This is a genomic window from Enhygromyxa salina (assembly GCF_002994615.1).
GTDB classification, from domain to species: domain Bacteria; phylum Myxococcota_A; class Polyangia; order Nannocystales; family Nannocystaceae; genus Plesiocystis; species Plesiocystis salina_A.
In genome coordinates this window covers 69,892-94,537 of sequence record NZ_PVNK01000166.1, presented here as the reverse complement: position 1 = coordinate 94,537, position 24,646 = coordinate 69,892, and the positions used below count along the sequence as shown (strand labels likewise).

Sequence of the window (24,646 nt, the reverse complement as noted above, 5' to 3'; positions counted from 1 at the left end):
GTGCCCACAGGGGCCTACGCGCCCGCTCAGCGACCCTGGAACAGGAACACCTTGCCGTCGCCCGCGGGGTCCTCGAAGTCGAGCTGGTGGCTCGCGCCGAACACGAGGTCGCTGAGGCCGTCGGCGTCAAAATCAGCGCCGTGGACCTCGAAGCCGAACACCTCACCGGGGCCGCCCTCGAAGCGGTGCCCGCCCCAGACCAACGCCCCGACGTCGATGCGGAGGGATCGCGGGTCGTTGGGCTCTTTGGGCAGGTCGCAGGTCAGCGTGCCGAGATCCGGATTCCACGTGCAGTCGTAGTCGGGCCCGATCTGATAGCGCGCGCCAGCGTCGTAGGCCAGGCCCCAGCCCGTGTTGGCGCCGCTGCCGACCATGACGAGGGGCCCGTAGACCGGGGCGCCAAAGGCCATGCGGCCCGTGTCGCCGAACACCGGCCCGGCGAAGCCGGGCGAGGCCACGCTGCGGCCGAATTCGTCGGCGTAGCTGAAGTCCTCGTAGATGATGTCGGAGACGTCGGCGACCGAGGACGAACCCGCGAGCACCCGGCCGCCGTTGGGGCCGCCGACGTCCCGGCCGCCGAGGACCACGTAGGTCCGCCCGAAGTGATCCCAGGTCGAGCAGCCGTAGCACCTCTTCGAGGGCGCGCCGAGGATGAGGTCCGCGTGGCCATCTCCGTTGAGGTCGCCGCTGGCGAGGTCGAAGCCGAGGTTGCTCCCGGATAGCTCGCTGCGGATCAGGGCGATGTCCTGGTCGATGAGGTCGCTGTTGCGGAGGCTGTAGTCGGAATCGAACTGCGCGCGACCGTAGACGATCGCCGCGCTCCCGCCCCAGCCCAGGCCGGTGTTGAGATAGTCGCCGTAGGATCCAATCACGAGCTCATCGGCGCCGTCATCGTTGAAGTCGGCGCTGGCGAGGGCGCAGCCTGTTTTACCGCTACCCTTGAAGGTCGCGGTGGCGTCGGCGACGCTCGTGGGCAGCGTCGGACCGTCAAGATCGAAGATGTAGGCGGCGCCGAGGCCCTCCTCGACGCCCGAGCCCACCCCACAAGCTCCGGCGCCGATCTCGACGACGCCATCGTCGTCGAAATCACCGAGGGTCAGGGACCAGCCGAGGTAGTCGTAGGCGACCCCGCCGACGATGCTGTGGTCGGCGTTGCTGGTGTCGAGGCTGATGCCGCCCGAGAGGGGACCCTCGAAGATGTGCAGGTTCCCGGCGCCGACGGCCTCGTTCGGCGACGCGACCACGAGGTCGTCGTTGCCATCGCCGTTGATGTCGCCGACGGCCACGGACCAGCCGGTCTCGGAGTTGAAGGGCCCCGAGATCGTCACGCTGGCCATGCTGGTGTCGAGGGCGAGATCGTCGCTGAGGTCGAGGGGACCCGAGAACACGTAGACCTGGTTGCCGCCCGAGGGGTGGGGGGCGGTGACGACCAGATCGAGCTGGCCGTCGCTGTCAAGGTCTCCGCTGGTGATCGCAAAGCCGAAGCGATCACCACCAGCGCCGTCGATCCGGCCCTCGGCGTTGGCCGACGGCAGGCTCGGAATTGCGCTCAAGATCGTGGAAAGAAGAATAGCTGTGTTCACACTCGAGGGGGTTACTCGAGTCCCCGAAACCATCATCTCCGGACAACTGAGGGCCCTCACTCTCCGTCATTGAACCAACCACGGAGTTGGGAGACGCCGGTCTGGCTGGCGTCGTGGCACCCGAAACGCTCGCCTCTCGCAGCCCTGCCAGAGCTACGACATGGCGGCCACCGCCGCGTCGTCGGATTCGGCGTGCGCTGGAGCGGGCGCGATCACATCGACGATCGCCTCGAGCACCGCCTCGTCCCGGATGATCCGGCGGTGACCGAGGCCGTCGACCGCGAGCAGCCGCGCGTCGGGCCAGTGGTCGACGTGGTCGAGCGCGTCGGCGAAGGGGACCTCGCGGTCGTCCTTGCTGTGGATCACCAGCGCCGGCTGGCGGACGCGGCGGCTGAGCTCGGCGATCGACAGCTCCCGCGCCGAGCTGCCGACGATGTCCAGGACGCGGACCTCGACCTCGCGCGCGGCCGCGGGCCCGAGCCCGAGCATGGCCGCGAAGCGAGCCAGCACATCCTCGACGTTCGAGGGCCCGGCGATCAACACGGCCTGCTCGGCGCGCAGCCCCCGAGCGAGGGCAATCGCGACCGAGGGCACCCCCATCGAGTGACCGACGACGGCGGCGAAGGGACCGAACTTCCGGTCGGCGGCGAGCAGGGCGTCGGCGAACGCGACCGGGTGCGCGCGGCGGCCGGGGGAGTGACCGTGGGCGGGGCCATCGAGGGCGACGAGCTCGAAGCCGGCCCGGTCGAGGCGCCCGGCCAGCGGACCCCACTGGGTCGCGCGCCCTTCCCACCCATGCATGGCCAGGACCCGCGGCCCCTGGCCAAAGCGCAGGACCGAGAGCTCACCGCCGTCGGGCCCGAAGTCCACGCGCTCGCGCTCGCCTTGTTGCTCGGCGATCAGCTCGCGCACGGGCGGGTCGTGCCGACGCGGGGTCGTGAACAGCCGGGCAGCGATCCCGCCCGAGACCCGAGGGACGACGGGCGACAGCACGGTGTTGGCGGACCGCAAGAGCGCGATGGGGTTGGACATGGGCGGAGTCTGGCGCGTCTCCACCGTGCGTCTAATGCATTATCATCATAGTGACCATGACTCAGACGCAACTCAGTGGGGTCGACCTCAACCTGCTCGTGACGCTGGATCTGTTGCTCAGCGAAGAGAGCGTGAGCGCGGCTGCACGGCGGCTGCGCCTGAGTCAGTCGGCCGTCAGCCGCTCGCTGAGCAAGCTGCGCGAGCTGTTCGACGACGAGCTGCTGGTCCGCACCGGGCAGGGCATGCGTCCGACCCGTCGCGCGCTCGAGCTCGCAACCCCGCTGCGCCGCGCGCTCGGCGAGCTCGGCGCGGTGCTCGAGCCCCGGCCCCACTTCGATCCGCGCACCGCCGCGCGGCGGTTTCAGATCGCCGCGCTGGACTACAGCCACCTGACGCTGCTCGGCCCGTGGACGGCGCGGCTGGCCGAGCGCGCGCCGGGGGTCGACGTGGTCGTGCGGCAGCTGTCCGTCCGGACCAAGCGCGAGCTCGAGTCCGGGACCCTGGACCTCTACGTCGCGCCGCGAACCCGCCGCAGCGCCGCGGGCGTGATCTGGACGCCGCTGCACGACGACGACTTCACCTGCGTGGTCTGGTCCGAGCACCCGCGCCGGCGGCTGTCGCTGTCGAGCTACGTGAAGCTCGAGCACGTGCTGGTCGCGCCCGGCGAGCGACCCGGGGGCCTGGTCGATCACAAGCTGGCCGAGCAGGGGCTGAGTCGGCGGGTCAGCGTGCAGGTCCCGACCTTTGCGAGCGTGCCCTACCTCTTGGTCGGGACCCAGCGCATCGCAACCTTGCCGCGGCGGCTCGCCGCGAAGTTCGCCGAGCTCCACCCGCTGCGCATCCTCGAGCCGCCGCTAGAGCTCGAGCCGGTCGCCCTCCACCTCGGGTGGCATGAGCTCCACCGCAGCGACCCCGGCCACGCGTGGCTGCGCGAGCAATTGATCGAGGTCGCCCGCCAAGGGGCGTGAGACCACAGCAGGCTCAGCGCCCCCGGACCAGATCCCCGAGCCGGTTGACCGCCGCGCGGGTCTGCTTGGTCAGCACGTGCCCGGGCCCGCGGACCTTGTCTTCGACCACCAGCGACTTCTCGTAGTAGCCGAGCGCGTCCTTGAACTTCTTGCGCTTCTCGTAGATCAACCCGAGGTTGAAGTAGCTCGTCGCGGTCACGATGTTGTCGGGCCCGAGCAGCTCCTCGCGCACGGCGAGGGCCTGCTCGGCCAGGTCCGTGGCCTCTTTGTACTTCTTGAGCTTGAAGTGGGCGATGGCCATCGCGTCGAGGGTCTTGGCGGTCTCGAGGTGGTGGTCCCCGAACGCCAGCTTCCTCAGCGTCAGCGCCTTGTTGTACCACTCGAGCGCGGTCTCGTAGCCCTTGCGCGCGGCCCAGACCTCGCCGATCCCGTGGTAGCTGACGGCGACCTCGGGGTGGCCCGGGCCGAGGATCCGCTCTTGAACCTCGACGGCGTGGTTGAGCAGCGCGTAGGCGTCGTCGACCTTGCCCTGCAGGAGCAGGACGCTGGCGTAGTTGGCCTCGGACAGGGCGGTCGCGGGGTGATCCTTGCCGAGCGAGCCGGTCTCGGCCTCGATCGCCTTTTGGTACCAGGCGACGGCGCCCTCGATGTCGTCGAGCCCGATGTGGACGAAGCCGAGGTTGTGGTAGGCCCGCGAGGTCACCGGGTCGTTGGGCCCGAAGGCCCTGGTCCAGATGTCGAGCGCGCGCATGTAGAGCGCGTGGGCGGACTTGTAGTTGGCAACAGCGGCCTCGAGGTTGCCGAGGCGGTTGGCCGCGTCGGCGACCCGGGGGTGCTCCTTGCCAAAGAAGGCCTCGCGCTGCTCGAGCGCCGACTCGAGCCGGACCCGGGCCTGCTCGTGGTCGCCGCGGCGCAGCTCGGCGGTCCCGAGGCAGATCAGCGCGTCGGCCTCGCCGATCGCGTAGCCGAGCTTCTGGGCCTGGGTCAGAGCCGGCTTGCCGTAGACGATCGCCTTGTCGTACTCGCCCTCGAGCACGGCGTGGTTGCAGGCCGCGATCGCGGTGTCGAGGGTCCGGCGCTCGTCGCCCGACTTCTTGGCCGCGATCTCGGCGTCGTTGAGCAGCCCGCTGGCGGCCTCGCTCTTGCCGAGCGCGAGCAGGGTCTTGGCCTCGGCGGTCTTTTGGTCGGCGGTCTCGGCCGCGCCCGCGTCGGCGGTCTCTTCGGGGGCCCTGTAGTAGGCGAGCACGGCCTGGTTTTGGCAGGTCGCGATGTTCTCGGAGATGTCGAGCATCGCCCGATCGATGTGCTCGTAGCTGGTCCGGTCGATCTCGCCGAGGGCGGTGATCAGCGTGCGCTGCTGAACGAGCGCGGTGTTGAGGCACAGCGAGACCCGGACGTAGATCTCTTCGGGCATGGTGTTGCGCTCGATCGTGTCCTTGCACGAGCGCCGGCTCATCATGACCCAGTCGGTCGTGATCGCGTCCATCTTGGTCACGATCCGATCGACGTTGACGAGCTGGCTCTCGCCCGCGAACGAGCGCAGGCCGTCGCGGACCGAGCGGCGGGTGCTCGAGCCCCAGATCCGATCGACGTCGAGCTCGAAGTCGTCGCAGGGGCCGTTGCTCTGGGCGCTCGGAGCGGTCGCGCAGCCCGGCGCGACGCCGACCAGCAAGCCCAAGGTGAGGACGGTGGGAATGAGGCTTGGCTTGGTCACGGGTCGTCCTTCAGTCTTGGGTCGTGTCGCAGCTCGGCGGCGCGGCGAGGAGCTCGTCGAGCGCGCCCTCGACCGACGCGAGCTCGCCCTCGCCCGCCAGCGCCGTGGCCAGGGTCCGCTGGCGCTCGAGCCGGTCGTCGAAGCAGCGGACCCGGGCGGCGTACTCTTGTTTGGTGATCAGCTGGCGGGCGAAGTGGTCCTTGCAGACCGCGGTCCGCATCATCACCCAGTCCTCGGAGATGCGGTCCATCTTGGTCACGACCCCGGCGCGCTTCTCGACCTCGAGCTCGCCGCCTTGGTTCATGACCTCGGCCCTGACCGACGCCGACCAGTAGGTCTCGACCTGGACCTCGAAGTCGGCGCAGGGCTCGTCACCGGGGGCCGACGAGTCCGACGCCGTGCCGACGCAAGCCCCAAGCGCGAGCGCGAGCGCGAGCGGGTGCAATAAACGCGCGGACGGCCGAGGGGAGCGCACCGCAGGATCTTCGGCAAATCCCGTCCTACAGACAAGCCCGAGGGGTCCCGTGCACACAGCTGCGCGATCGCCCAGCCGTTGTCAGCTCGAGCTTTTGGTACACTCGGCCAAGCTGCATGGAAAAAAAGGGAGCCAAACGAAGCCGGATCATCGAGCTGCTCGAGGAGCACGGGGGCATGCGTCCCGGCGTGGCCCGCGAGGTCGCGCGCGAGACCGGCGTGCCCGAGGCCGACATCTTTGGCGTCGCGAGCTTCTACACCCTGCTCGCCCGCCCCGGCGCCCACACCCGGGTCTGCCAGGGCCTGACCTGCATGATGGCCGGCGCCGGCCGACGCATGGAGGAGCTGCGCGAGAGCGGGGTCGAGGTCGAGCCCGTCAGCTGCCTCGGCCAGTGTGACCGGGCCCCGGCCGCGCTCGACGACAAGCTCGAGCTCGTCGCCGGGCCGCGCGGCGCGATCAGCCCCGTGAGCGACGACCAGGCCATGAAGCTCGGGGCCGAAGACGACGCCAGCTACTCGGCCCTCGCGCGGGCCGTCGAGCAGGGGCCCGAGCGGGTCATCGCCGAGCTGAAGGCCGGCGGGCTCCAGGGTCGCGGCGGCGCCGGATTTCCCGCCCACTTCAAGTGGGACGCGGTCCGCAACCAGGCCGAGACGACCCGCTACGTCGTCGTCAACGCCGACGAGGCCGAGCCGGGCAACTTCAAGGACCGCGAGCTCATGCTCCGCCGCCCCCACCTGATGATCGAGGGCATGGCGATCGCCGCGTTCGCGACCGGAGCCAAGACCGCGTTCATCTACGTGCGCGGCGAGTTCAAGGGCTGCCGCCGCTCGCTCGAGCGGGCCCTCGAGGCCGCCAAGCCCCACCTCGACCGGCTGATCGGCGGGCTCGAGGTCCGCATCGTCGAGGGCCACGGCGCCTACATCTGCGGCGAGGAGACCGCCCTGCTCGAGGCGATCGAGGGCCGCCGGGGCATGCCGCGGCTCAAGCCGCCCTACCCGACCGAGTCGGGCCTGTGGGGCAAGCCGACGCTCATCAACAACGTCGAGACCCTCGCCTGCGTGCCCGCGATTGTGGACCGAGGCGGCGAGTGGTTCCGCGCGCTCGGGCGGACCGAGCCGGGCTCGAAGCTCTACTGCATCTCGGGTCACGTCAACAAACCGGGCGTCTACGAGCTCCCCCTCGGCGTGACCCTCGACGAGCTCGTGGAAGAGGCCGGCGGCTACCTCGGCACCCCCCGGGCCTTCTCCCCCGGCGGCGCGTCCTCGGGCTTCTTGCCCATGAGCCAGCGCGAGCTCCCCCTCGACTTCGGCGCCCTCGCCAAGGCCGGGAGCATGATGGGCAGCGCGGGCCTGGTCGTGCTCAACGACACCATCAACATGGCCGAGGCCGCGCGCTGGCAGCAGATCTTCTTCGAGGACGAGAGCTGCGGTCAGTGTGCCCCGTGCCGGATCGGCGCCCGCGTCCAGCGTCAGGCCGTGGATCGCTGGATCGACGGCAAGAGCCGGGTCGGCCTCGCGCACGTCAACGAGGTCGCCTGGGAGATGAACGAAGGTTCGATCTGTGGCCTGGGCATGGTCGCGAGCCTGCCCCTCCAAAGCGCCATGAAGTACTTCGAGGAGGACTTCACATGAACACCAAAATCGAGACCGCCGAGACCAAGCTCGAGCTCGAGATCGACGGCGAGCAAGTCGAGGTCCGGCCCGGCGCCACCGTGCTCGAGGCCGCGCGCGAGCTCGGCGTCGAGATCCCCGTGCTGTGCCACGACGACCGCGTGGATCCGGCCGGCTGCTGCCGCATGTGCCTGGTCGAGATCGAGGGCCAGCGCCGCCTGCAGCCCGCTTGCACCTTCAAGGCCAGCCCCGGCATGGAGGTCAAGACCAAGACCGAGCGCGTCGCCCGACACCGGCGCGGGCTGTTGTCGCTGTACAAGGCCGACCACCGCCTCGACGAGCGCGGGCGCCCGGTCTCGCGCGGGGTCCACGACAAGCTCGCGGATCACATCGACACCTACGGGACCGGGCCCGAGCTGCCCCCGGTCAACGCCCCCCGGGCCAGCCGCAGCGACGAAAACCCCTACATCCAGTTCGACCCCGACGCCTGCGTGGTCTGTGGCCTGTGCGTGCGCTACTGCGACGAGGTCGAGGCCGTCAGCGCGATCACCTTGTTCGGCCGCGGCGCCTCGACCACGATCGGGACCGCCGACCAGCGCAGCCTGCTCGACACCAGCTGCGAGCTGTGCGGGGGCTGCATCGCCGTGTGCCCGACCGGGGCGATGACCGAGAAGCCCTCGCTCGACCAGCCCAGCGAGCAGATCGTGCGCACGACCTGCAACTTTTGTGGCGTCGGCTGCCAGCTCGACCTCCACGTCGCGACCGTGGCCGCGCCCAAGGGCCCGAGCCAAACAGTCTCCCAGGACCTCGGGGCCGAGCGCAGCGAGGTTGTCGGGCCGCAGGCCCGAGTCTCGGAGACGATGAAAAGGGTCGTGCGCGTGACCTCGCCCGAGCCCGGGACCACCGTCAACGACGGCAACCTGTGCGTGAAGGGCCGGTTCAGCTACGAGTTCATCCACCACGAGGAGCGCCTGACCGAGCCGCTGATCCGCGGCGAGGACGGCGAGCTCCACCCGGCGAGCTGGGCCGACGCGATCGCCCGGGTCGCCGAGGGCCTGCACGGCGTCAAGCAGCGCTACGGCGCCGACGCCCTCGGCTTCGTGTCGTCGAGCCGCTGCACCGGCGAAGAGAACTACCTGATGCAGAAGCTGTCCCGGGCCGCGTTCGGGACAAACAACTGTCATCAGTGCGCCGCGACATGACACGCTCCAACCGTCGCCGGTCTGGTGACAATGTTTGGTGCGGGCGCGATGACCAACTCGATCACGGAGATCCGCGAGGCGGAGCTCTTGTTCGTGATCGGGTCGAACACGACCGAGGCTCACCCGATCATCGCGATGGAGATGAAGCGGGCGGTCCGGCGCGGGGCCAAGCTGATCGTCGCCGACCCCCGGGCGATCTGGCTGTCGGACATCGCCGACTGGCACATGCAGCTCAAACCCGGCACCGACGTCGCGCTGCTCAACGCGATGACCCACGTGATCATCAGCGAGGGCCTGGTCGACGAGGACTTCATCGCCAAGCACACCGACGGCTTCGAGTCCGTGGTCGAGGCGACCCGCGAGACCACGCCCGAGTGGGCCGAGACGATCACCAGCGTGCCCGCCGAGACGATCCGCGAGGCCGCGCGCGCCTACGCGACCACGCGCAAGGCCGGCATCTACTACACCCTCGGGGTCACCGAGCACACCCACGGGACCGACAACGTCTACTGCCTCGCCAACTTGGTCCTGATGACCGGCCACCTCGGCGTTCGCTCGGCTGGCATGAACCCCCTGCGCGGCCAAAATAACGTGCAGGGGGCCAACGACGCCGGGGCCAGCCCGGTGTTCTACCCCGGCTACCAGCGCGTGTCCGACCCCGCGGCCCGGGCCAAGTTCGAGCAGGCCTGGGGCGTGGAGCTGTCGCCCGACGACGGCATGAACCTCAACGTCATGATGAAGGCCATGATGCGCGGCGAGGTCAAGGGCATGTACGTGATGGGCGAGGACATCGTGTTGTCCGAGCCCAACGCCAGCAACATCGAGCAGGGCCTCAACAACATCGAGTTCCTCGTCGTTCAAGACATCTTCGTCAACGAGACCATCCGCTTCGCCGACGTGGTCTTGCCGGCCGCGTGCTTCGCCGAGAAGGACGGCGTATTCACCAACTCCGATCGCCGCGTCCAGCGGGTCCGCAAGGCCGTCGACGCCCCGGGCCAGGCGCGGCCCGACTGGGAGATCCTCTGCGACGTCGCCCGGGCCTGCGGCTACCCGATGCCCCACTACAAGGACGCGGGCGAGGTCTACGCCGAGTTCTCGGGGCTCTGCGGCCAGTTCGCGGGCATCAGCCACGAGCGGATCGACGAGCAGGGCGGGCTGCAGTGGCCGTGCCCCGACGCCGAGCACCCCGGCACCGTCACGCTCCACGGCGACGGGCCGATCAAGGGCCACGCACCCTTCCAGGCCACGGTCTACCGGCCCAGCAAAGAGCTGCCCGACGACGAGTACCCGCTGCTACTCAGCACCGGGCGCACGCTCTACCACTACAACGCCGCGACCCAGACCCGGCGCAGCTCGGGCGCCGTCGCGCGCCAGCCCGAGAACTTCATCGAGATGCACCGCAAGGACGCCAGGAAGCGCGGGCTCGCGGACGGACAGCGGGTCCGGGTGGTCTCGCGGCGTGGGGCCGTGCTCGCCCGGGTCAACATCAGCCCGCGGATGCGCTTTGGCTGCGTGTGGATGCCGCTGCACTTCGGTGACGCGAACACCAACTACCTGACCAACGACGCCGGAGATCCGGTCACGCAGACCGCCGAGTACAAGGTCTGCGCGGTCCGGGTCGAGACGGTGGACGACGAGGCCTCGGCGGCGCAGTAGCGCCGAGGCGGACGCTCGCGCTCGCTTGGCCCGCCTTGGTGGGCCCGGCGGCGCGACGAACTCGGGCCCAGGCCCAGGGGCCCCCAACTGAAAAACCAACTGAGAACCAGCCGAGAGCCAGCTGAGAACCAGCCGAGAGCCAGCTGAGAACCAGCCGAGAGCCAGCTGAGAACCAGCCGAGAGCCAGCTGAGAACCAGCCGAGAGCCAGCTGAGAGCCAGCCGAGAACCAGCCGATCCTCAGCTCAGAGTCAGCTCAGAACCAACACTCGCTCGAGTAGGCCGGCGGCGGCGCGCCGTAGTCACTCTCGCCTTCGCCCGGGTCGCCGTCGCCGGTCGCGGTGTCACCGTCGCCGTCGCCGGTCGTAGGATCTCCGGTCGTCGGGTCTCCGTCGCCGTCGCCGGTCGTCGGATCTCCGGTCGTCGGGTCCCCGTCGCCGTCACCCTCGGTCCCATTCGTGCCGCTGGTCCCGGTGGCGGTGGTGGTCATCTCATCCGAGTCGCCCTCGTCGTCGCCATCGCACCCGAGCACCGCCAGGCCCACGGCGAGGGCCATCACGCTGATTCGGCGCGGGGCCGGGGCGACCTGGGTGTGAACGGCGGTGCCACAAAACGGGCAAGCATCCTCGGCAGTATGGACGTAACGTTGGCAGCCATGACAAAGCAGCATTGTGCCAGCGTACAACAAGCTGGCGCCGCGCGTCGAGAGCTCAAAAGGGCACGACGCCGTCGACGAGCTCGTCGAGGTCGATCGGCCGCCCGGGACCCATCTCCTCGACGAGCCGAGAGATCCGCGGCTCGGTGATCTCGACGGGCCCGTGTCGAGCTCGCAGCTCGGGGTCCTTGTGTTCGCGGATCAGCCGAAACAGCCCGTTGTCGAAGGGTTTTCCGCCTGGCAGGGCGACGGGCTCGATGCGCTCGCGCATGCCCATGCGGTCCATCTCGAGCGCCCGGTGGTGACAAAAGGGGTTGTTGCCCGGCCGGCCCAAAAGCGGCTCGTTGGCCGCCGTGCACCCGGACATGCAGGTCTCGGCGTAATAGCACTCGCGGCAGTAACCCCACAGCTCGTCGAGGGTCCGGCGGCGCATGTGGGTCATCTCGGGCGCGCCCTGCCAGATCTTGTTGAAGCCGTGCTCGCGCCAGCTGCCCGCGACGTTGGCCGGACCGCCGAGGCTCGGGCAGTTTTTGAGCATGCCGTTGCTCTCGATCCCGATCGACGTGCGCCCGGCGGAGCAGCCCCGGTAGTGGGCGGACTTTTGGTGGCGACGCGACTTGGCCTCGAGCGGCCCGAAATAGCCGAGGTTGTTGGCCGGCCAGATCCGCACGCGACGCTCGAACGCCCGGTCGGCGATGCGGTCGAGCTGCTCGAACAGCTCGAGGTACATGTAGGGTTGAATGATGATCTCGGCGTTGCTCGCCGCGTTGCCGTGGGCGACCGTGATCTGCAGCTGCCACGAGTGGACCCCGGCGTCGGCGAGCAGCTCGAGCAGCGGCTCGTGGTCCCCGAAATTGACCCGGTTGATCTGTGAATTGCACGCGATCTGGATGCCGGCCGCGCGCAGGTTGGCGAGGGCCTCGAACGCGCGCTTCCAGCTGCCGGGGCGGTCGCGGAGCCTGTCGTGGTTGGCCTCGAGCCCGTCGATCGAGACCGAGACGCTCTCGATCCCCGCCTCGGCCATGGCCTCGGCGCGGGTCCTGGTCAGGCCGAGCCCGCCCGTGGTCATGTTGCAGGTCATGCCGCGCTCGCGGATCCGACGGATGATCAGCAAGAAGTCGTTGCGCAGATACGCCTCACCGCCGATCAGCACGACCTCGCCGACCCCGGCCTCGGCGAGATCGTCGACGAGGCGCAGGGCCTCGTCGGTGCTCAGCTCGTCGGGCCGAGCTTCACCCGCTCGGGGCCCGCAGTGGAGGCAGCGGTGGTCACAGGCGAGGGTCAGCTCCCAGACCGCGAGCGCCGGACGAGGTGCACCCTCGCCCGTCATGAATTTGCGTGTCTTGCCCTTGGGCAGTTGGTCTACGATCGGGAGCCGTTTACGGGCTTCGTCGAGGCGCATCTGCCCACGATAGCACGCGGGAGCGAGGCCCCCGCGGCGGGTGATGGTCGTGCTAAAGGGAGTCGGCGATGCGAAGCACCCGGGAGTCGGCGGTGATCCTCGCCGACCACGTCCGCAGCTGGGCCGAGGCCGGGCGGGTGGTCGGAGCCGAGCTGATGGTCCTCGAAGACGGCGAGCTCGTGGTCCACGAGGCCAGCGGCTGGAGCGATCGGGAGCGCGGCCGCGAGCTCGAGAAGAACTCGCTCTACCGCGTTCGCTCGATGACCAAGCCCCTGGTCGCCACGGCGATCTTCAAGCTCGCCGAGGCCGCTGAGCTCGACCTCGACGACACCGTCGCCCGGCACTTGCCGGCCTGGGACAACCCGCGCTCGGGGGCGGTCACCCTGCGCCAGCTCCTGCACCAGGTCGGCGGCTTCGAGCAGAGCGCGTGGCCCCAGCCCCTCGCGCGCTACCGATCGCTGCGAGCGGCGGTCGACGCGATGGGCGAGCACGGGCCCCAGCACCCGCCCGGCAGCACCTACCGCTACAGCGACATCGGCAGCGCGACCCTCGGGGCGATCATCGCCGAGCGAACTGGCGAGCCCGCCGAGCGCATCTTGAGCGAGTGGATCTGCGAGCCCCTCGAGATGCGGGACAGCCACTTTCACTTCGAGGTCGACGCCCCCTGGGCCGCGCGGGTCAACAGCACCTACCGGTGGACCGTGGCCAGCGGCCGTGGCGTCGGCGGCTTCGAGCGCTACTGGGATCCGAGCCGGGCGCAGGTCGTCCCCTTCTTTCGCGCCGCCGGAGGCATGTACTGCTCGATCCGGGACTACGCCCGCTTCCTCGAGCTGTGGCTCGGCCTCGGCGAGTGGAAGGGCCGGCGGCTGATCAGCGAGGCCTCGGCGCGAGCGGCCCTCGAGCCCGGGCCCTTCGGACGCTACGGGATGTCTTGGGATCTGCCGACCACGGCGCGGGCGGGCCAGCTCCCGTGGGCCTTCGGGCACGGGGGCTCCGACGGGACCGCGGCCTTGGTCGTGCCCGAGCGGCGACTGATCGCGCTCTACTTCACGCAGTCGCGCGGTCGCGACCTGATGTACTGCTTCGCGATGCGGGCGGGCGACGCCTTCGAGCTCCCGGGACCGATGCCGAAGTGGACCGAGCTCGCGCGAGAGACCGAGCTCGAGCTCGTCAGCCTCGACGCCGCGCAGCGCCGCGCGATCGTGGGGACCTACGAGTTCGGCGGCCCCGACAAGCGGCTCGAGGTCTTCGAGGTCGAAGGCGGGGTGCTCCAGACCTGGCTGCGCGGCGAGGAGGTCCAGCTCGTGCCGCTCTCGGACCGCCGCTTCGCCCTCGGCTGGCACCGCGGCGGAGCCGGGGTCGAGCTTCGCTGCGACGACGATGTCCGCCTGGTGTTTGGGCTCGCCGGAGGGCAGGCAGAGCTCATGGAGATCCGGCGCGAAGAGGATGTCTTGGCGACGGGGACGCGGGTCTGCCGGGGCTCGAGGGGCTGACGACCGGCACGCAAGAGGCCTCTCTTCGGGCCGCTTCATGTCCATCGATGACCCAACCCAAGGTGGCGGTCGCCGTCATCAGGGGCTGACCGCGGCCTGCAAGCTCGCGACCGGTCGGCGACCCAGAGCCCACGCCCAGGCGCGCGTCCGGGCCCCGGGCACGAAGTCGAGGGTCATCGGGCCCCAGCCTCGGGGCCCGCCGACCCTCCGACTCTTGCTCGGGCCACGGTCAGTGTGCTCGATTCATGGTCCCGAGCATGCTCGAAGCCCGACTTTGTGGGTGGCGGGTCCTCGATTGCATACACGAGGCACCCAATGCGTACCCCAAAGGTGACCTCCGAGGCTGCGTTGTGCCCGCCGGCGGGCTCGAGCGGGACACGCGAGCCTTCTGCGAGCCCGAGCTCGCGGATCTTCAGGGCTGGCGAGCGCTCGCGAGGTCCAGCCGCCCGGGTCCGCGAGGCTCCGACCCATCGCCGAGGCGGGTGGTGTGTAGATTGAGAAGGCTCAGGATCAGTTTGGGGGTGCGATTTCGGGGGGTCGACTTGCCCCGCGGCCTCTTTCACAGCTCAGCTCGCGGGCAGGAGCTCGATGCCGAACTCTGCGCGGATCTGCGCGAGCGGCCGGTCGAGAGACTCACCGAACTGCGTCCACGGCCAGGGCTTGTGCATCCGACGCGTACGCCGCCAGATCTCCCCGACATGCCCGCGCAGACCCAGCTCGCGGAAGACCTCGCTGACTACGCCTGGATCTTTTGTTGGACCAGATCGTGGACCGCCGCGATCGCGTCGTCGAGGCGCGCGACGTCGTTGCCCCCGGCCTGCGCGAGGTCGGGCCGGCCACCGCCGCGCCCCCCGACGATCGTGGCCACGTCCTTGACCACGTCTCCCGCGCGGACGCGCTTGACGGCGGCCTTGGAGACCACGGCCACGAGCTTGGCCTTGCCGTCCGCGCTCGAGCCCAGCACCACAGCCGCGGGCCCGCCGAGGCGATCGCGGAGCTTCTCGGCCAGCTCGCGCAGCGCGGCGGACTCGGTCCCGTCGGGCGCGCGGTAGCCCAGGACCTTGATCCCGTCGATCTCGCGCGCGCGGCCGAGGATCGCGTCGATGCCCCCCGCGGACGAGCCCTCGAGCAGGCTGCGCTGAAGCTTGGCGAGCTTGCGCTCGAGCTCGCGCTCACGCTCGCTCATGCGCTCGATCTTGCGGACGAGATCACCGGCCTCGGCCTTGGCCGCCTGCTTGGCCCGCCACAGCTCGTCCTCGATCTCGTGGACGTGGCGCAGGGCGTTGTGCCCGGTCGCGGCGAAGATCCGACCGACGCCAGCGGCGATGCCACCCTCGCTGAGGATCTTGAACAGGCCGATCTGGCCGAGGGCGCTGACGTGGGTGCCGCCGCACAGCTCGACGACCTCGGGGGTCATGGTCACCATCCGGACGGTGTCGCCGTATTTCTCCTCGAAGATCGCCTGGGCGCCCTTTTGCTTGGCGACGTCGAAGGGCAGGACGTCGGTCGCGACCGGAGCGTCGGCGAGGATCTTGTCGTTCACGAGCCGCTCGATCTCGGTGATCTGCTCGGGGGTCAGGCGGCGCGAGTGGGTGAAGTCGAAGCGCAGCACGTCGGGGCCCACGCGCGAGCCCTTTTGCGAGGCGTGCTCACCGAGCACCTCGCGCAGGGCCCAGTGCAGCAAGTGGGTCGCCGAGTGGTTGCGCCGGGTCGCCGCCCGCGACGCGTGGTCGACCGCGAGCTCGAGCTCCTGCCCGAGCTCGACGCTGCCCTCCTCGATGACGCCGCGGTGGAGGATCAGCCCGGGCAGCGGCGTGTGGGTGTCGGTCACGGCGATCCGCAGGCCGGGCGCGCGGATCGTTCCAACGTCGCCGACCTGGCCCCCGGACTCGGCGTAGAAGGGCGTCTGGGCGACGGCGAGGTCGATCGTCTCACCGACCCCAGCCCGCTCGACGGCCGCGAGCGTCGGCTTGGCCTCGCCCTCGGCGTCAACGCTCACGCGGACGATCGCGGTGACCGTGCTGTGGCCGACCTCGGACTCGTAGCCGATGAAGCTCGCCGGGGCCTGGTTGACCTGGTGATAGACCGAGTCGACCGCGGCGTTTGGATCGATCGGCCCGTCGCCTTCGTGATCCTCGTGGACGATCGCCCGGGCGCCCTCGACGTCGACCGTGAACCCCGACTCGGCGCTGATGACCTCGGTCAGATCGAGGGGGAAGCCGTAGGTCGAGTAGAGCTCGGCCGCGGCGCTGGTCGGCAAGGTCTGCTCGCCGCGAGACCGCAGCTCGGCGAAGCGCTCGTTCAAGATCTTGACGCCGCGCTTGAGCGTCGCGCGGAACCGGACCTCCTCGTCCTCGACGACGTGCTCGATGAGGCCGCGGCGGTCGACGAGCTCGGGGTAGACCGCGCCCATGCGATCGACGACCTCGCCCGCGACCTCGTGCAAGAAGGGCCGGGCGATGCCGAGCTGGTGGCCGTGGCGGATCGCCCGACGCATCACCCGACGCAGGACGTACTCGCGCTTTTGCTTGTCGGGCATCACCCCTTCGGCGATCAAGAACGCGGTCGCCCGGGCGTGATCGGCGATCACCCGCATCGCAACGTCGTCGTGCGAGCGGCTGCTTTGGTAGGGCTTGCCCGACAGCGTCGCGACCTTCTCGACGAGCGGCCGGAGCAGATCGGTGTCGTAGTTCGACATCACGCCCTGGAGCACGCAGGCGACCCGCTCGAGGCCCATGCCCGTGTCGATGCAGGGCGAGGGCAGCTCGGTCACGGGCGCGCCCTTGCTCGCGCGGTCGAACTGCATGAACACCAGGTTCCACAGCTCGGTCCAGCCGACGCCGTCGATCGTGACCTCCTGACCGAAGCTGCTGACGTCGAGATCGTTGCCCTGGTAGACGTGGATCTCCGAGCAGGGGCCGCAGGGCCCGGTGTCCCCCATCGACCAGAAGTTGTCGGCGAGGCCGAGGCGGACGATGCGGTCGTCGCCGAACCCGGTGATCTTGCGCCAGATCTCGGCCGCCTCGTCGTCGGCCGGGAACCCGTCGCCGCCCTTGAACACCGAGATGATGATCCGGTCCTTGGGGATCTCGTAGACCTTGGTCAGCAGCTCCCAGGCCGAGTGAATCGCCTCTTCCTTGAAGTAGTCGCCGAACGAGAAGTTGCCCAGCATCTCGAAGAAGGTCTGGTGGCGAGCGGTGACGCCGACATTGTCGAGGTCGTTGTGCTTGCCGCTGATCCGAATGCACTTTTGCGACGAGGTCGCGCGCGTGTACGGTCGCGCCTCCTGGCCGGAGAACACGTTCTTGAACGGGACCATGCCCGCGTTCACGAACATCAGCGTGGGATCCGCCGCGGGGATCACCGACGCGCTGGGCACCACCGTGTGACCGCGAGCGGCGAAGAAATCGAGGAAGGTCGCGCGAATGGCGTCAGCCGTGGTCGTGCTGCCGTGTTCTGCAGTTGTCGAGTTCATTGCGGCTCTCTGAGGCCCGTGGATGCGGCCCGGCACTCTACTTCAGGGAGCGCCAGGCCGAAAAGCGAGGCGTTCGCGTGAGCGCGACGCAGCGGGGACCAGTGTGTTATCTCTCGCATCCCAGGCGCGCCGCGTCACGGAGGCAGGGTAGCTCGCAAGTGCGGGAGGCGCCCGGGCTTCGTGCCCGCCGCGGGCGGCGACGCGGGCGCGAGCTCGGCCGACCAAGGGGGGCAGACGTGGACATTCGAATCAACACGGTCAATTGACCAAGGGCCGCTATCGAGTAGGCTCGCGCACCATGCAGGGCCCCCGCCGTCGGATCGCATCGGTGTTAGCGCTGACCCCACCGCAGGACGCGGTGGTCGTCAAGGGCTGGCTCCGGACCATTCGCAAGAGCAAGCAGATCACCTTCCTCAACGTCAACGACGGCTCCAACTTGTCGGGCATCCAGGTCGTGGTCGGTGACGATCTGCCCAACGTCGACGAGGTCCGGCACCTGAGCACGGGCTCGGCGGTCGCGGTGACCGGGAGCCTGGTCGCGTCGATGGCCAAGGGCCAGGAGGTCGAGCTGCGCGCGACCAAGGTCGAGGTCCTCGGCGCCGCCGCGTCCGACTACCCGCTGCAGAAGAAGCGCCACGGGTTCGAGTTCCTCCGCACCGTCGCGCACCTGCGCAACCGCAGCAACACCTTCGGCGCGGTGTTTCGGGTCCGCAGCGTGCTCGCCCACGCGATTCACTGCTTCTTCCAGGACCGTGGCTTCGCCTACGTCCACACCCCGATCATCACCGCCAGCGACACCGAGGGCGCGGGCGAGCTGTTTCGGGTCACGACCCTCGACCTCGACCAGCCCCCGCGGACCGAGCAGGGCGCCGTCGACTACAGCCAGGACTTCTTCGGCAAGCCCGCGTTCTTGACCGTCTCGGGCCAGCTCAACGGCGAGGCCTTCGCCCTCGGCATGTCCGACATCTACACCTTCGGCCCGACCTTTCGGGCCGAGAACTCGCACACCACCCGGCACGCGTCCGAGTTTTGGATGATCGAGCCCGAGATGGCCTTTTGCGATCTCGCCGACGACTGCGACCTCGCCGAGGCCTTCGTCCGCCACCTGCTGACCACGGTGCTCGAGAAGTGCCCCGAGGACATGGCCTTCTTCGACCAGCGGATCAACAAGGGCATCATCGCCCGGCTCCGCGACGTCGCCGAGGCCAACTTCGAGCGCATGACCTACACCGAGGCGATCGAGCGGCTCACGGCCAGCGGCGAGAGCTTCGAGTTCCCGGTGTTCTTTGGCGCCGACCTCCAGGCCGAGCACGAGCGCTGCCTGACCGAGCGAATCGTCGGCCGGCCCGTGTTCGTGACCGACTACCCCAAGGAGATCAAGGCCTTCTACATGCGCCGCAACGACGACGGTCGGACCGTCGCGGCCATGGACCTGCTGGTCCCGACCGTCGGCGAGCTGATCGGCGGCTCGCAGCGCGAAGAACGGTACGACGTCCTCGCCCAGACGATCACCGAGGCCGGGCTGCCGACCGAGGCCTATTGGTGGTACCTCGATACGCGTCGCTACGGCACCGCGCCCCACGCCGGCTTCGGCCTCGGCTTCGAGCGTATGTTGATGTACACGACGGGGATGCAGAACATCCGCGATGTCGTGCCCTTTCCACGGACGCCGAACTCGTGTGATTTTTGATTGCGTTAATTCGATGAGCACACAATGAGGGATTGACCTCACCCGCCGGGCCCGAGGGCCTTGGGCCCGGCGCCCGGCCCCGAGCCCGAGCCCGAGGCGACCGGGGGCGTCAACACGATCTCGCGCCCGGCTCGGCTGCCGTGCTCGTAGGCCTCGCAGCCGCCCGCGTCGCCCGGCTGGACGTGGCGAAGCGTGGGATTGCGCCGCCGAAAGTAGACGCCGAGCTCCGGCGCGGGCACCCAGACCAGGCCCTGGGCCTGGAGCTGCTGGTCTTGGGCCGCGAGCTTGGTCTCGAAGCCCTTCATCACCCCCGCGAGGTAGGCCTGGCGGTCACGATTGGACCGGCGGTCCGTCGCCCGCGCGTACTCGGACCACAGGCGCGAGGCTGTCCGGTTGGCGAAGGCGTGGACGTGCTCGGCCATGAGCAAGTTGGCCTCGAGCCCGCAGATCTCGAGCACGCTCCCGCGCCTGCCCACCCGCGGCAGGTAGACCGGTAACCAGGCGCTCTCGACGAAGAAGAAGTCGTTGAGGATCTTGGCCAGGCGCCGGTCGTGCTCCCGCACCGGCGCGGACGGGTTGCCGAGGTGGCGGTAGCCGTAGCGAGCGCGCCCGGGGTCGGGCCTGGCTTCGCCGTGGATGTCGGACAGCTCGGACATGTTGAACTTGATCATCAGCCGCCGGGCCGTCGCCGCCGCGGTCTCGGCCTCGTGGCGGTTGGGGCTGTGGGCGAGGGCGAGGAGCTTGTGGATCCGGCTCACGACTCGACTGGTGGGGTCGCGCTCCTCGCCCGCTCGCGCTGGGCGGGGGCGGCCGGGCGCGCGGGTGCGGATGCCCAGGCGCGCGCAGATCCGGCGGAAGGTCGGCCCGTGGCGGCGCTCGTCGGCGACGGACAGGCGCTCGTCGATGAACTGGCACACGACCTCGCGCTTGAGGGCCTCGAGGACCTCGCCCCAGTCGTAGTCCAGGGCCAAGGTCCGCGAGATCTCGAGGCTGCGCAGCTCGCTGCACCAGCGCCCGAGCGGCTCACCCGCATCGCACAGCTGGATGACCGGGATCCGCAGCGCGCCCTTGAAGTAGCTGTAGTTGATGCCGCGCCACTCCTGGACGAGGCGCTGGACCAGCTGGGCCTCGAGCTCGACGCTCAGGCGCGCGGCCTCGCGCTTGGGGTTGGTGGTCACGGGCCTCGTTTATCGCACGCCGCGACCAAATTGAGCGGCGAGGCGGCTCAGCTCATGCGGCACGCGCTTCGTCGGTCTGCGGCGGGTCTCGCTCGTTCATCGGCGTGGCTGCGCTCAGCCGCGCGTGCGCCGAGGACGGTGGAGCGGCTCAGAGGAGGTCAGAGGCCGCCGCCAGCCCGCGCTCGAGCGGGCACTGGTCGGCCGCGACGGCCTGACCGCGACGGTAGCGATCCAGCAGCTCGCGCGAGCGCTGGGCGAGCAGCCGCCGGACCTCGCGGCGCATGCCCTTGACGCGGGGGATCTTCAGCGAGTCGTAGCCCGTGGTCTGGTGGCGCAGCCACGCGATCGTCGCGGCCTCGGCTCGGTTCTCGATCGGGATCCGCTTGGTCCGGGCGACGGTCCCGCTCCCGACCGGCACCGCGTGCTCGGCGATCGCCGCCGCGAGCCGCTGGGCGAGCTCGGCGTGACGCGGGGCGAAGTTCAGGTAGCTGAGGATCGCGGCCTCGAAGGCGTCGGCGTAGCGGACCTGCTCTCGCGCCCGGCGCTTGCGACCGGCCTCGAGCCGACGGCCGTACTCGGGCTTGGCCCGCTCGGCCTCGAGCTCACGGCGCGCGACCTCGATGTGCTCGCGCGGGGCCCAGACCCCGCGCGAGAAGCTCTTTCGGCCGCGGCGCTGCTTGACCGTCCAGCTCGGCCCGGCCTTCTTCACGCGTCGGGTCAGGCCCGCGTCGCCGGGCGGCAGCAGCTCCCAGCCTTCGGGCACCTCGAGCAGCTCGCCGCTGGCGGTGCGGACCACTCGAAGCTCGGGGCCGGGGGCGACGTCGCGGCTTTGCTCGGGCACGGGCAACCCATACGGCGCCGGGCGGCGCGACTCAAGCGGCCCCGACACCTGGAGCTCGACAGTGAAGAGCGCGCGACAGACAAGGATCCCTGGGCCTCGCGGCTGGCGCTCGGCCCCGGGATCTGAGCGCTCACCCCTCAGCCCAGCTCTTGGCGCAGCAGCACGATGACCCGCTGCACCTGGCGCTGGCGCTGCTCGAGCTCGCGGTTGCGCTCGGTCGGAGGCAAGCGCTGCACGCCGACGCTGAAGCGCTCGAGGTGCGCGAGCGCCTGGCCCTTGCCGCCGACCTCGAGCAGGGCCCGCGCGAGGCCGTAGTGGGCCTCGAGCTGGTCGGGCTCGCTGCGCAAGACCTGGCGAAAGCCGCTGATCGCGAGCTCGACCTCACCCGAGCGCAGCGCGAGCTCGGCGAGGTTGCACTGGGCCTCGGGCTGATCGGGGTCGTTTTGCAGGGCCTGGTCGAAGCAGTCGCGCGCGCGGTCGAGGTCGGCGGTGAACGCCAACAGGCTCCCGAGGTTGGTCCACGCGGCCGCGAAGCTGGGGTCGAGCTCGACGGCCTGCTCGTAGGCCGCGACCGCGGCGACGAAGCGCGGTGAGCCGAGCGTCACCCCGTCCCACTGCTCTTCTTGCTCGAGGCCGCGCTGAAAGGCCACGTAGGCGCTGGCCGGCCCGAGGCTGGGCTCGACCTGATCGGCGCCGACCCACGGCAAGGTCAGGACCTCGGCCACGCGGTCGCGCAGCTTGTCGACGTCGAAGTCGAGCAGCAGCTGCCCGGTCGTCGCTTCGAAGGTGGTGTCGCCGTCCTCGACCAGGATCCGATCGGAGTCGCTGCGGATCCGGAGGCGGGCGAGCGGAGAGTCGACGCGCGGGAGGTGGTAGCGCAGGGCGTCGAGGCTGCGACGGACCCGCTGCAGCGGCAGGCCGGCGTCGAGCAGCTCCTTGGCGACCTTGATCGAGATCAGATCTTTGAAGGTGTAAAAGCGCCGCGCGCCCCGGCGGATCGACGGAGAGATGAACCCGGTCTGTGACCAGTAGCGCACCCGGCTCTCGGGCAGCTCGAACAGACGCGCGACCTCCGCGACGGTGTAGAGGTGCTCGGCGTTGTCGTTCGAAGCCTCGACCTCGACTCGTTTGCGTGCCTCGCTCATCCCTGCACCTTCGCGACCTTGGCCACCGCGGCCATCGTGGACACCTTCGACGCCTTGGACGCCTTGGACGACAGCGATACCACGGCGTCGCCATCGATCAGGATGGTCGCGCCCGACACCCGCACGACCGGGAGCAGCTCGATCCTCAGCGAGCGCGGCGCGGCGTCGAACAGCTCGGCGAGCTTCGGCCGCGCGAGCGCGATCAGCCGCCGTCGGACCGAGTCGCTGCCCCGCATCAGCTCGGCCACGCGCTGGGCCGTGGCCTCGTCGGCGGGCTCGCGCAAGAGCGACGCGCTCTGGCTCAGGTCCAAGGTCAGCATCACAGTCGCGTAGGCGCGGTCGACGTCGTCGAGCCGTCGGCCCCTGGCCTCGAGATCGCGGTCGCCCTCGAGCAGCAGCTCGGCCGAGCAAAATAGGATCTCGAGCGCGTTGTCGGACAGGGACTCGCGGATCTCACGGCGGATGAGCGGGATGCGGCGAACCCGAGGCCAGGTCGGCCCCAAGAGCTCGCGCGCACAAGCCGTGGCGCCCGGGTTGATGTCGCTGGGGTCAGATGTAGTCACGGGGCCTACAAGTATGCCTGGGTAGGACCCGGCCCCAAAAAAACGAGCCGGCTCAGGAGGAGGTTGATGTTCGCCAAGCTCGGTGGTCGACACAACCGCCCGCGAGATCGGGGCCAGATCAAGTGCGTCGTCCACAGGTCATCCACAGGCGCAAAACCCGGGGACGTGTCTCGACCAGTTTTTCAATTATGGTCACGGCGCATGGCTGACGTCCTGTTCGTTCTCGATCCGCTCTCGTCGATCAACCCCCACGCGGACACGAGCTACGTGATGATCACCGAGGCGCTGCGTCGGGGTCACCGACCTTTCTACACGACCCTCGACGGGCTCGCGCTGCGCGGCAGCCAGGCCTGGGCCCACGCCCGCGCGCTCGGGCCCGCGAGCGACGAGCCGCTCGCGCCCCTGGTCGACCGCGGCGAGCCCGAGCCGCGCCCGCTGAGCTCCTTCGCGGTCGTGTTCATGCGCAAGGATCCGCCGGTCGACGCGAGCTTCATCGCGGCGACGTGGATCCTCGATCGCGCCGACACCCTGGTGCTCAACAAGCCCGCGGGCCTGCGCGACCTCAACGAGAAGCTGAGCATGCTCGAGTTTCCCCAGTTGATCCCGGACACGCGCCTGCTCCGGAAGATCTCGGATCTGCGGGCTGCCCTCGATGACATGGGCGGGTCGATGATCGTCAAGCCGCTGCTCGGCTACGGCGGCAAGGAGATCTTGCGAGCTGCGCACGGCGATCCGAACCTCTCGACGATCCTCGAGATCGCGACCGCCGACGAGACCCGCTGGACCGTCGCGCAGCAGTTCATCCCCGAGGCCAGCGTCGGCGACAAGCGCATCCTCCTCGTCGAGGGCGAGCCGATCGGCGCGGTTTTACGGGTCCCGGCCGCGGGCGAGCTGCGCGATAACTTCCATGCCGGCGGTCAGGGCATCGCCACCGAGCTCAACGAGCGGGAGTGGCTGATCTGCTCGGTCGTGGGCCCGTGGCTGCGCGAGCGCGGTCAGCTGTTCGCAGGCATCGACGTCATCGGCCCCTACCTGACCGAGATCAACGTCACGAGCCCGACGGGGATGCAAGAGGTCAACCGACTCGGCGGCCTCGAAGGCGACGCGACCATGCAAGCGAAATTTTGGGACGGGGTTGAAGCGCGGCTGACAGCGTGAGCCTGCCCAATAATCCGGCACACGCCAAAGAGTGATAACCTCGCGGAGATGTCGAGCCCGCCTCAGACCGTTCGGGAGCTCCTGAACCAAGAGCTGCCGAAGCTCTACGCCTTCGCCTACCAGATGTGTGGCGCCCGCCGCGACGCGGCGCGCTTCCTCGAGGAGCTCAGCCAGCAGGTCGCAAAGCTCGACGACCAGAAGCTGCTCCACGACGGCGACCCCGGGCGCACGCTGCTCGGGATGATGGCGCGGACCATGGAGGAGAACCTCGGGCGGCGCTCGGAGCACAGCTTCGAGTCCCTCGACACGATCCTGCGCTCGGACATCACCCGGCCGATCGATCTGAGCAACGTCGGCATGGGCGACGACCCGAGCAAGGTCCACCTGATGCTGTGGGAGCTCAAGCGGACCTGCCTGACCTCTGTCCTCGGCTGCCTGCCGCCGGGGGTGCGCCTGTCCTTCGTGCTCACCGACCTCGTCGGGCTCTCGCCCAAGGAGGCGGCCGAGATCCTCGGGATCAAGGAGAGCGCCTACCGGGTCCGGCTCACGCGGGCGCGCAAGCGGATCGAAGACTACCTCGCGCCGCGCTGCTTCCACGTCGACCGCGAGAACCCCTGCACCTGCACCGGGCGCCTGATGATCGCCGTCGACGCCGGCTTCGTGAAGCCTCCGACCTCGGGCGAAGACATCCCCCACGAGCCCCACGACACGGGCGGGCCCCAGCGCGACGTCGGCAGCCTCTACCGCGGCCTGCCCCACGTGACCCTGGCCCAGACCGAGATCGACCGGCTCGCAAAAGGCTGAGCCG

General features: G+C 69.7%; 18 protein-coding genes. 7 read left to right on the top strand and 11 right to left on the bottom strand.

From position 1 onward, the window contains the following. Positions 1-26: 26 nt before the first annotated feature. Positions 27-1,553, bottom strand: a complete 1,527-nt coding sequence (locus tag ENSA5_RS18925) for an FG-GAP repeat domain-containing protein (protein WP_181197914.1) — start codon at positions 1,551-1,553, stop codon at positions 27-29. Between the two features lie 183 nt (positions 1,554-1,736). Then, the gene (locus tag ENSA5_RS18920; RefSeq protein ID WP_106393080.1) at positions 1,737-2,615 is read right to left on the bottom strand and encodes an alpha/beta fold hydrolase; all 879 of its coding nucleotides are present in this window, start codon (positions 2,613-2,615) and stop codon (positions 1,737-1,739) included. A 56-nt stretch (positions 2,616-2,671) separates the two neighbouring features. On the opposite strand from ENSA5_RS18920, the gene ENSA5_RS18915 reads away from it, so the two are divergent. Further along, complete coding sequence (locus tag ENSA5_RS18915; RefSeq protein WP_106393079.1) at positions 2,672-3,583, top strand: LysR family transcriptional regulator; 912 nt, start codon at positions 2,672-2,674, stop codon at positions 3,581-3,583. A 13-nt stretch (positions 3,584-3,596) separates the two neighbouring features. On the opposite strand, the gene ENSA5_RS18910 is transcribed toward ENSA5_RS18915, so the two are convergent. Continuing rightward, entirely contained in the window at positions 3,597-5,297 is a 1,701-nt protein-coding gene (locus tag ENSA5_RS18910; protein WP_106393078.1) for a tetratricopeptide repeat protein, read from the bottom strand. Positions 5,298-5,307: 10 nt separating this feature from the next. After that, positions 5,308-5,772: a hypothetical protein gene (locus tag ENSA5_RS18905; protein ID WP_146155866.1), complete on the bottom strand. Its 465-nt coding sequence runs from the start codon at positions 5,770-5,772 to the stop codon at positions 5,308-5,310. A 116-nt stretch (positions 5,773-5,888) separates the two neighbouring features. Between ENSA5_RS18905 and ENSA5_RS18900 the strand changes: the two genes are divergently transcribed. Both ENSA5_RS18900 and fdhF read left to right on the top strand, forming a co-directional pair. After that, positions 5,889-7,403 (top strand): NADH-ubiquinone oxidoreductase-F iron-sulfur binding region domain-containing protein, encoded by a 1,515-nt coding sequence (locus ENSA5_RS18900; RefSeq protein ID WP_106393076.1) that lies wholly within the window; start codon positions 5,889-5,891, stop codon positions 7,401-7,403. Beyond that, entirely contained in the window at positions 7,400-10,240 is a 2,841-nt protein-coding gene (gene fdhF / locus ENSA5_RS39270; protein ID WP_258182922.1) for a formate dehydrogenase subunit alpha, read from the top strand. Before ENSA5_RS18900 ends, fdhF begins: the two co-directional genes overlap by 4 nt. 254 nt (positions 10,241-10,494) lie before the next feature. Here the strand turns inward: fdhF and ENSA5_RS18885 are convergent, their stop codons facing one another. Both ENSA5_RS18885 and ENSA5_RS18880 read right to left on the bottom strand, forming a co-directional pair. After that, positions 10,495-10,794, bottom strand: coding sequence for a hypothetical protein (locus ENSA5_RS18885; protein WP_106393073.1), 300 nt, complete (start codon positions 10,792-10,794; stop codon positions 10,495-10,497). 154 nt (positions 10,795-10,948) lie between these two features. Then, entirely contained in the window at positions 10,949-12,295 is a 1,347-nt protein-coding gene (locus tag ENSA5_RS18880) for a radical SAM/SPASM domain-containing protein (RefSeq protein WP_106393072.1), read from the bottom strand. Between the two features lie 68 nt (positions 12,296-12,363). Between ENSA5_RS18880 and ENSA5_RS18875 the strand changes: the two genes are divergently transcribed. Then, a complete protein-coding gene (locus ENSA5_RS18875; RefSeq protein ID WP_106393071.1) occupies positions 12,364-13,788 on the top strand; it encodes a serine hydrolase domain-containing protein in 1,425 nt (474 codons plus the stop codon). A 736-nt stretch (positions 13,789-14,524) separates the two neighbouring features. On the opposite strand, the gene alaS is transcribed toward ENSA5_RS18875, so the two are convergent. Further along, a complete protein-coding gene (gene alaS / locus ENSA5_RS18870) occupies positions 14,525-17,263 on the bottom strand; it encodes an alanine--tRNA ligase (protein ID WP_106393070.1) in 2,739 nt (912 codons plus the stop codon). Between the two features lie 298 nt (positions 17,264-17,561). Between alaS and asnS the strand changes: the two genes are divergently transcribed. Next, positions 17,562-18,953 (top strand): asparagine--tRNA ligase, encoded by a 1,392-nt coding sequence (gene asnS / locus ENSA5_RS18865; protein WP_106393069.1) that lies wholly within the window; start codon positions 17,562-17,564, stop codon positions 18,951-18,953. A 38-nt stretch (positions 18,954-18,991) separates the two neighbouring features. Here the strand turns inward: asnS and ENSA5_RS18860 are convergent, their stop codons facing one another. The 4 genes from ENSA5_RS18860 to ENSA5_RS18845 form a co-directional block, all read right to left on the bottom strand. Continuing rightward, on the bottom strand, positions 18,992-20,131 hold the full coding sequence (locus ENSA5_RS18860) for a DUF7168 domain-containing protein (protein WP_106393068.1): 1,140 nt from the start codon (positions 20,129-20,131) through the stop codon (positions 18,992-18,994). A gap of 148 nt (positions 20,132-20,279) precedes the next feature. Then, positions 20,280-20,972: a DUF2293 domain-containing protein gene (locus ENSA5_RS18855; protein ID WP_106393067.1), complete on the bottom strand. Its 693-nt coding sequence runs from the start codon at positions 20,970-20,972 to the stop codon at positions 20,280-20,282. A gap of 137 nt (positions 20,973-21,109) precedes the next feature. Next, positions 21,110-22,117 carry a helix-turn-helix domain-containing protein gene (locus ENSA5_RS18850; protein ID WP_106393066.1) on the bottom strand — a complete coding sequence of 336 codons (1,008 nt, stop codon included), beginning with the start codon at positions 22,115-22,117 and terminating at the stop codon, positions 21,110-21,112. After that, entirely contained in the window at positions 22,114-22,680 is a 567-nt protein-coding gene (locus ENSA5_RS18845; RefSeq protein ID WP_146155864.1) for a hypothetical protein, read from the bottom strand. The genes ENSA5_RS18850 and ENSA5_RS18845 overlap by 4 nt, the downstream gene beginning before the upstream one ends. Positions 22,681-22,881: 201 nt before the next feature. On the opposite strand from ENSA5_RS18845, the gene gshB reads away from it, so the two are divergent. Together gshB and ENSA5_RS18835 are read left to right on the top strand one after the other, a co-directional pair. Continuing rightward, the gene (gene gshB / locus ENSA5_RS18840; RefSeq protein WP_181197912.1) at positions 22,882-23,838 is read left to right on the top strand and encodes a glutathione synthase; all 957 of its coding nucleotides are present in this window, start codon (positions 22,882-22,884) and stop codon (positions 23,836-23,838) included. Positions 23,839-23,886: 48 nt separating this feature from the next. Then, positions 23,887-24,642, top strand: coding sequence for an RNA polymerase sigma factor (locus tag ENSA5_RS18835; RefSeq protein WP_106393063.1), 756 nt, complete (start codon positions 23,887-23,889; stop codon positions 24,640-24,642). Positions 24,643-24,646: the final 4 nt, after the last annotated feature.

Coding starts and splice junctions, on each gene's coding strand:
- ENSA5_RS18920 (WP_106393080.1), bottom strand. CDS start 2,615: ATGTCCAACCCCATCGCGCTCTTGCGGTCCGCCAACACCGTGCTGTCG.
- gshB (WP_181197912.1), top strand. CDS start 22,882: ATGGCTGACGTCCTGTTCGTTCTCGATCCGCTCTCGTCGATCAACCCC.
- ENSA5_RS18885 (WP_106393073.1), bottom strand. CDS start 10,794: ATGGCCCTCGCCGTGGGCCTGGCGGTGCTCGGGTGCGATGGCGACGAC.
- asnS (WP_106393069.1), top strand. CDS start 17,562: ATGCAGGGCCCCCGCCGTCGGATCGCATCGGTGTTAGCGCTGACCCCA.
- ENSA5_RS18900 (WP_106393076.1), top strand. CDS start 5,889: ATGGAAAAAAAGGGAGCCAAACGAAGCCGGATCATCGAGCTGCTCGAG.
- ENSA5_RS18835 (WP_106393063.1), top strand. CDS start 23,887: ATGTCGAGCCCGCCTCAGACCGTTCGGGAGCTCCTGAACCAAGAGCTG.
- ENSA5_RS18880 (WP_106393072.1), bottom strand. CDS start 12,295: ATGCGCCTCGACGAAGCCCGTAAACGGCTCCCGATCGTAGACCAACTG.
- ENSA5_RS18875 (WP_106393071.1), top strand. CDS start 12,364: ATGCGAAGCACCCGGGAGTCGGCGGTGATCCTCGCCGACCACGTCCGC.
- alaS (WP_106393070.1), bottom strand. CDS start 17,263: ATGAACTCGACAACTGCAGAACACGGCAGCACGACCACGGCTGACGCC.
- ENSA5_RS18915 (WP_106393079.1), top strand. CDS start 2,672: ATGACTCAGACGCAACTCAGTGGGGTCGACCTCAACCTGCTCGTGACG.
- ENSA5_RS18850 (WP_106393066.1), bottom strand. CDS start 22,117: ATGAGCGAGGCACGCAAACGAGTCGAGGTCGAGGCTTCGAACGACAAC.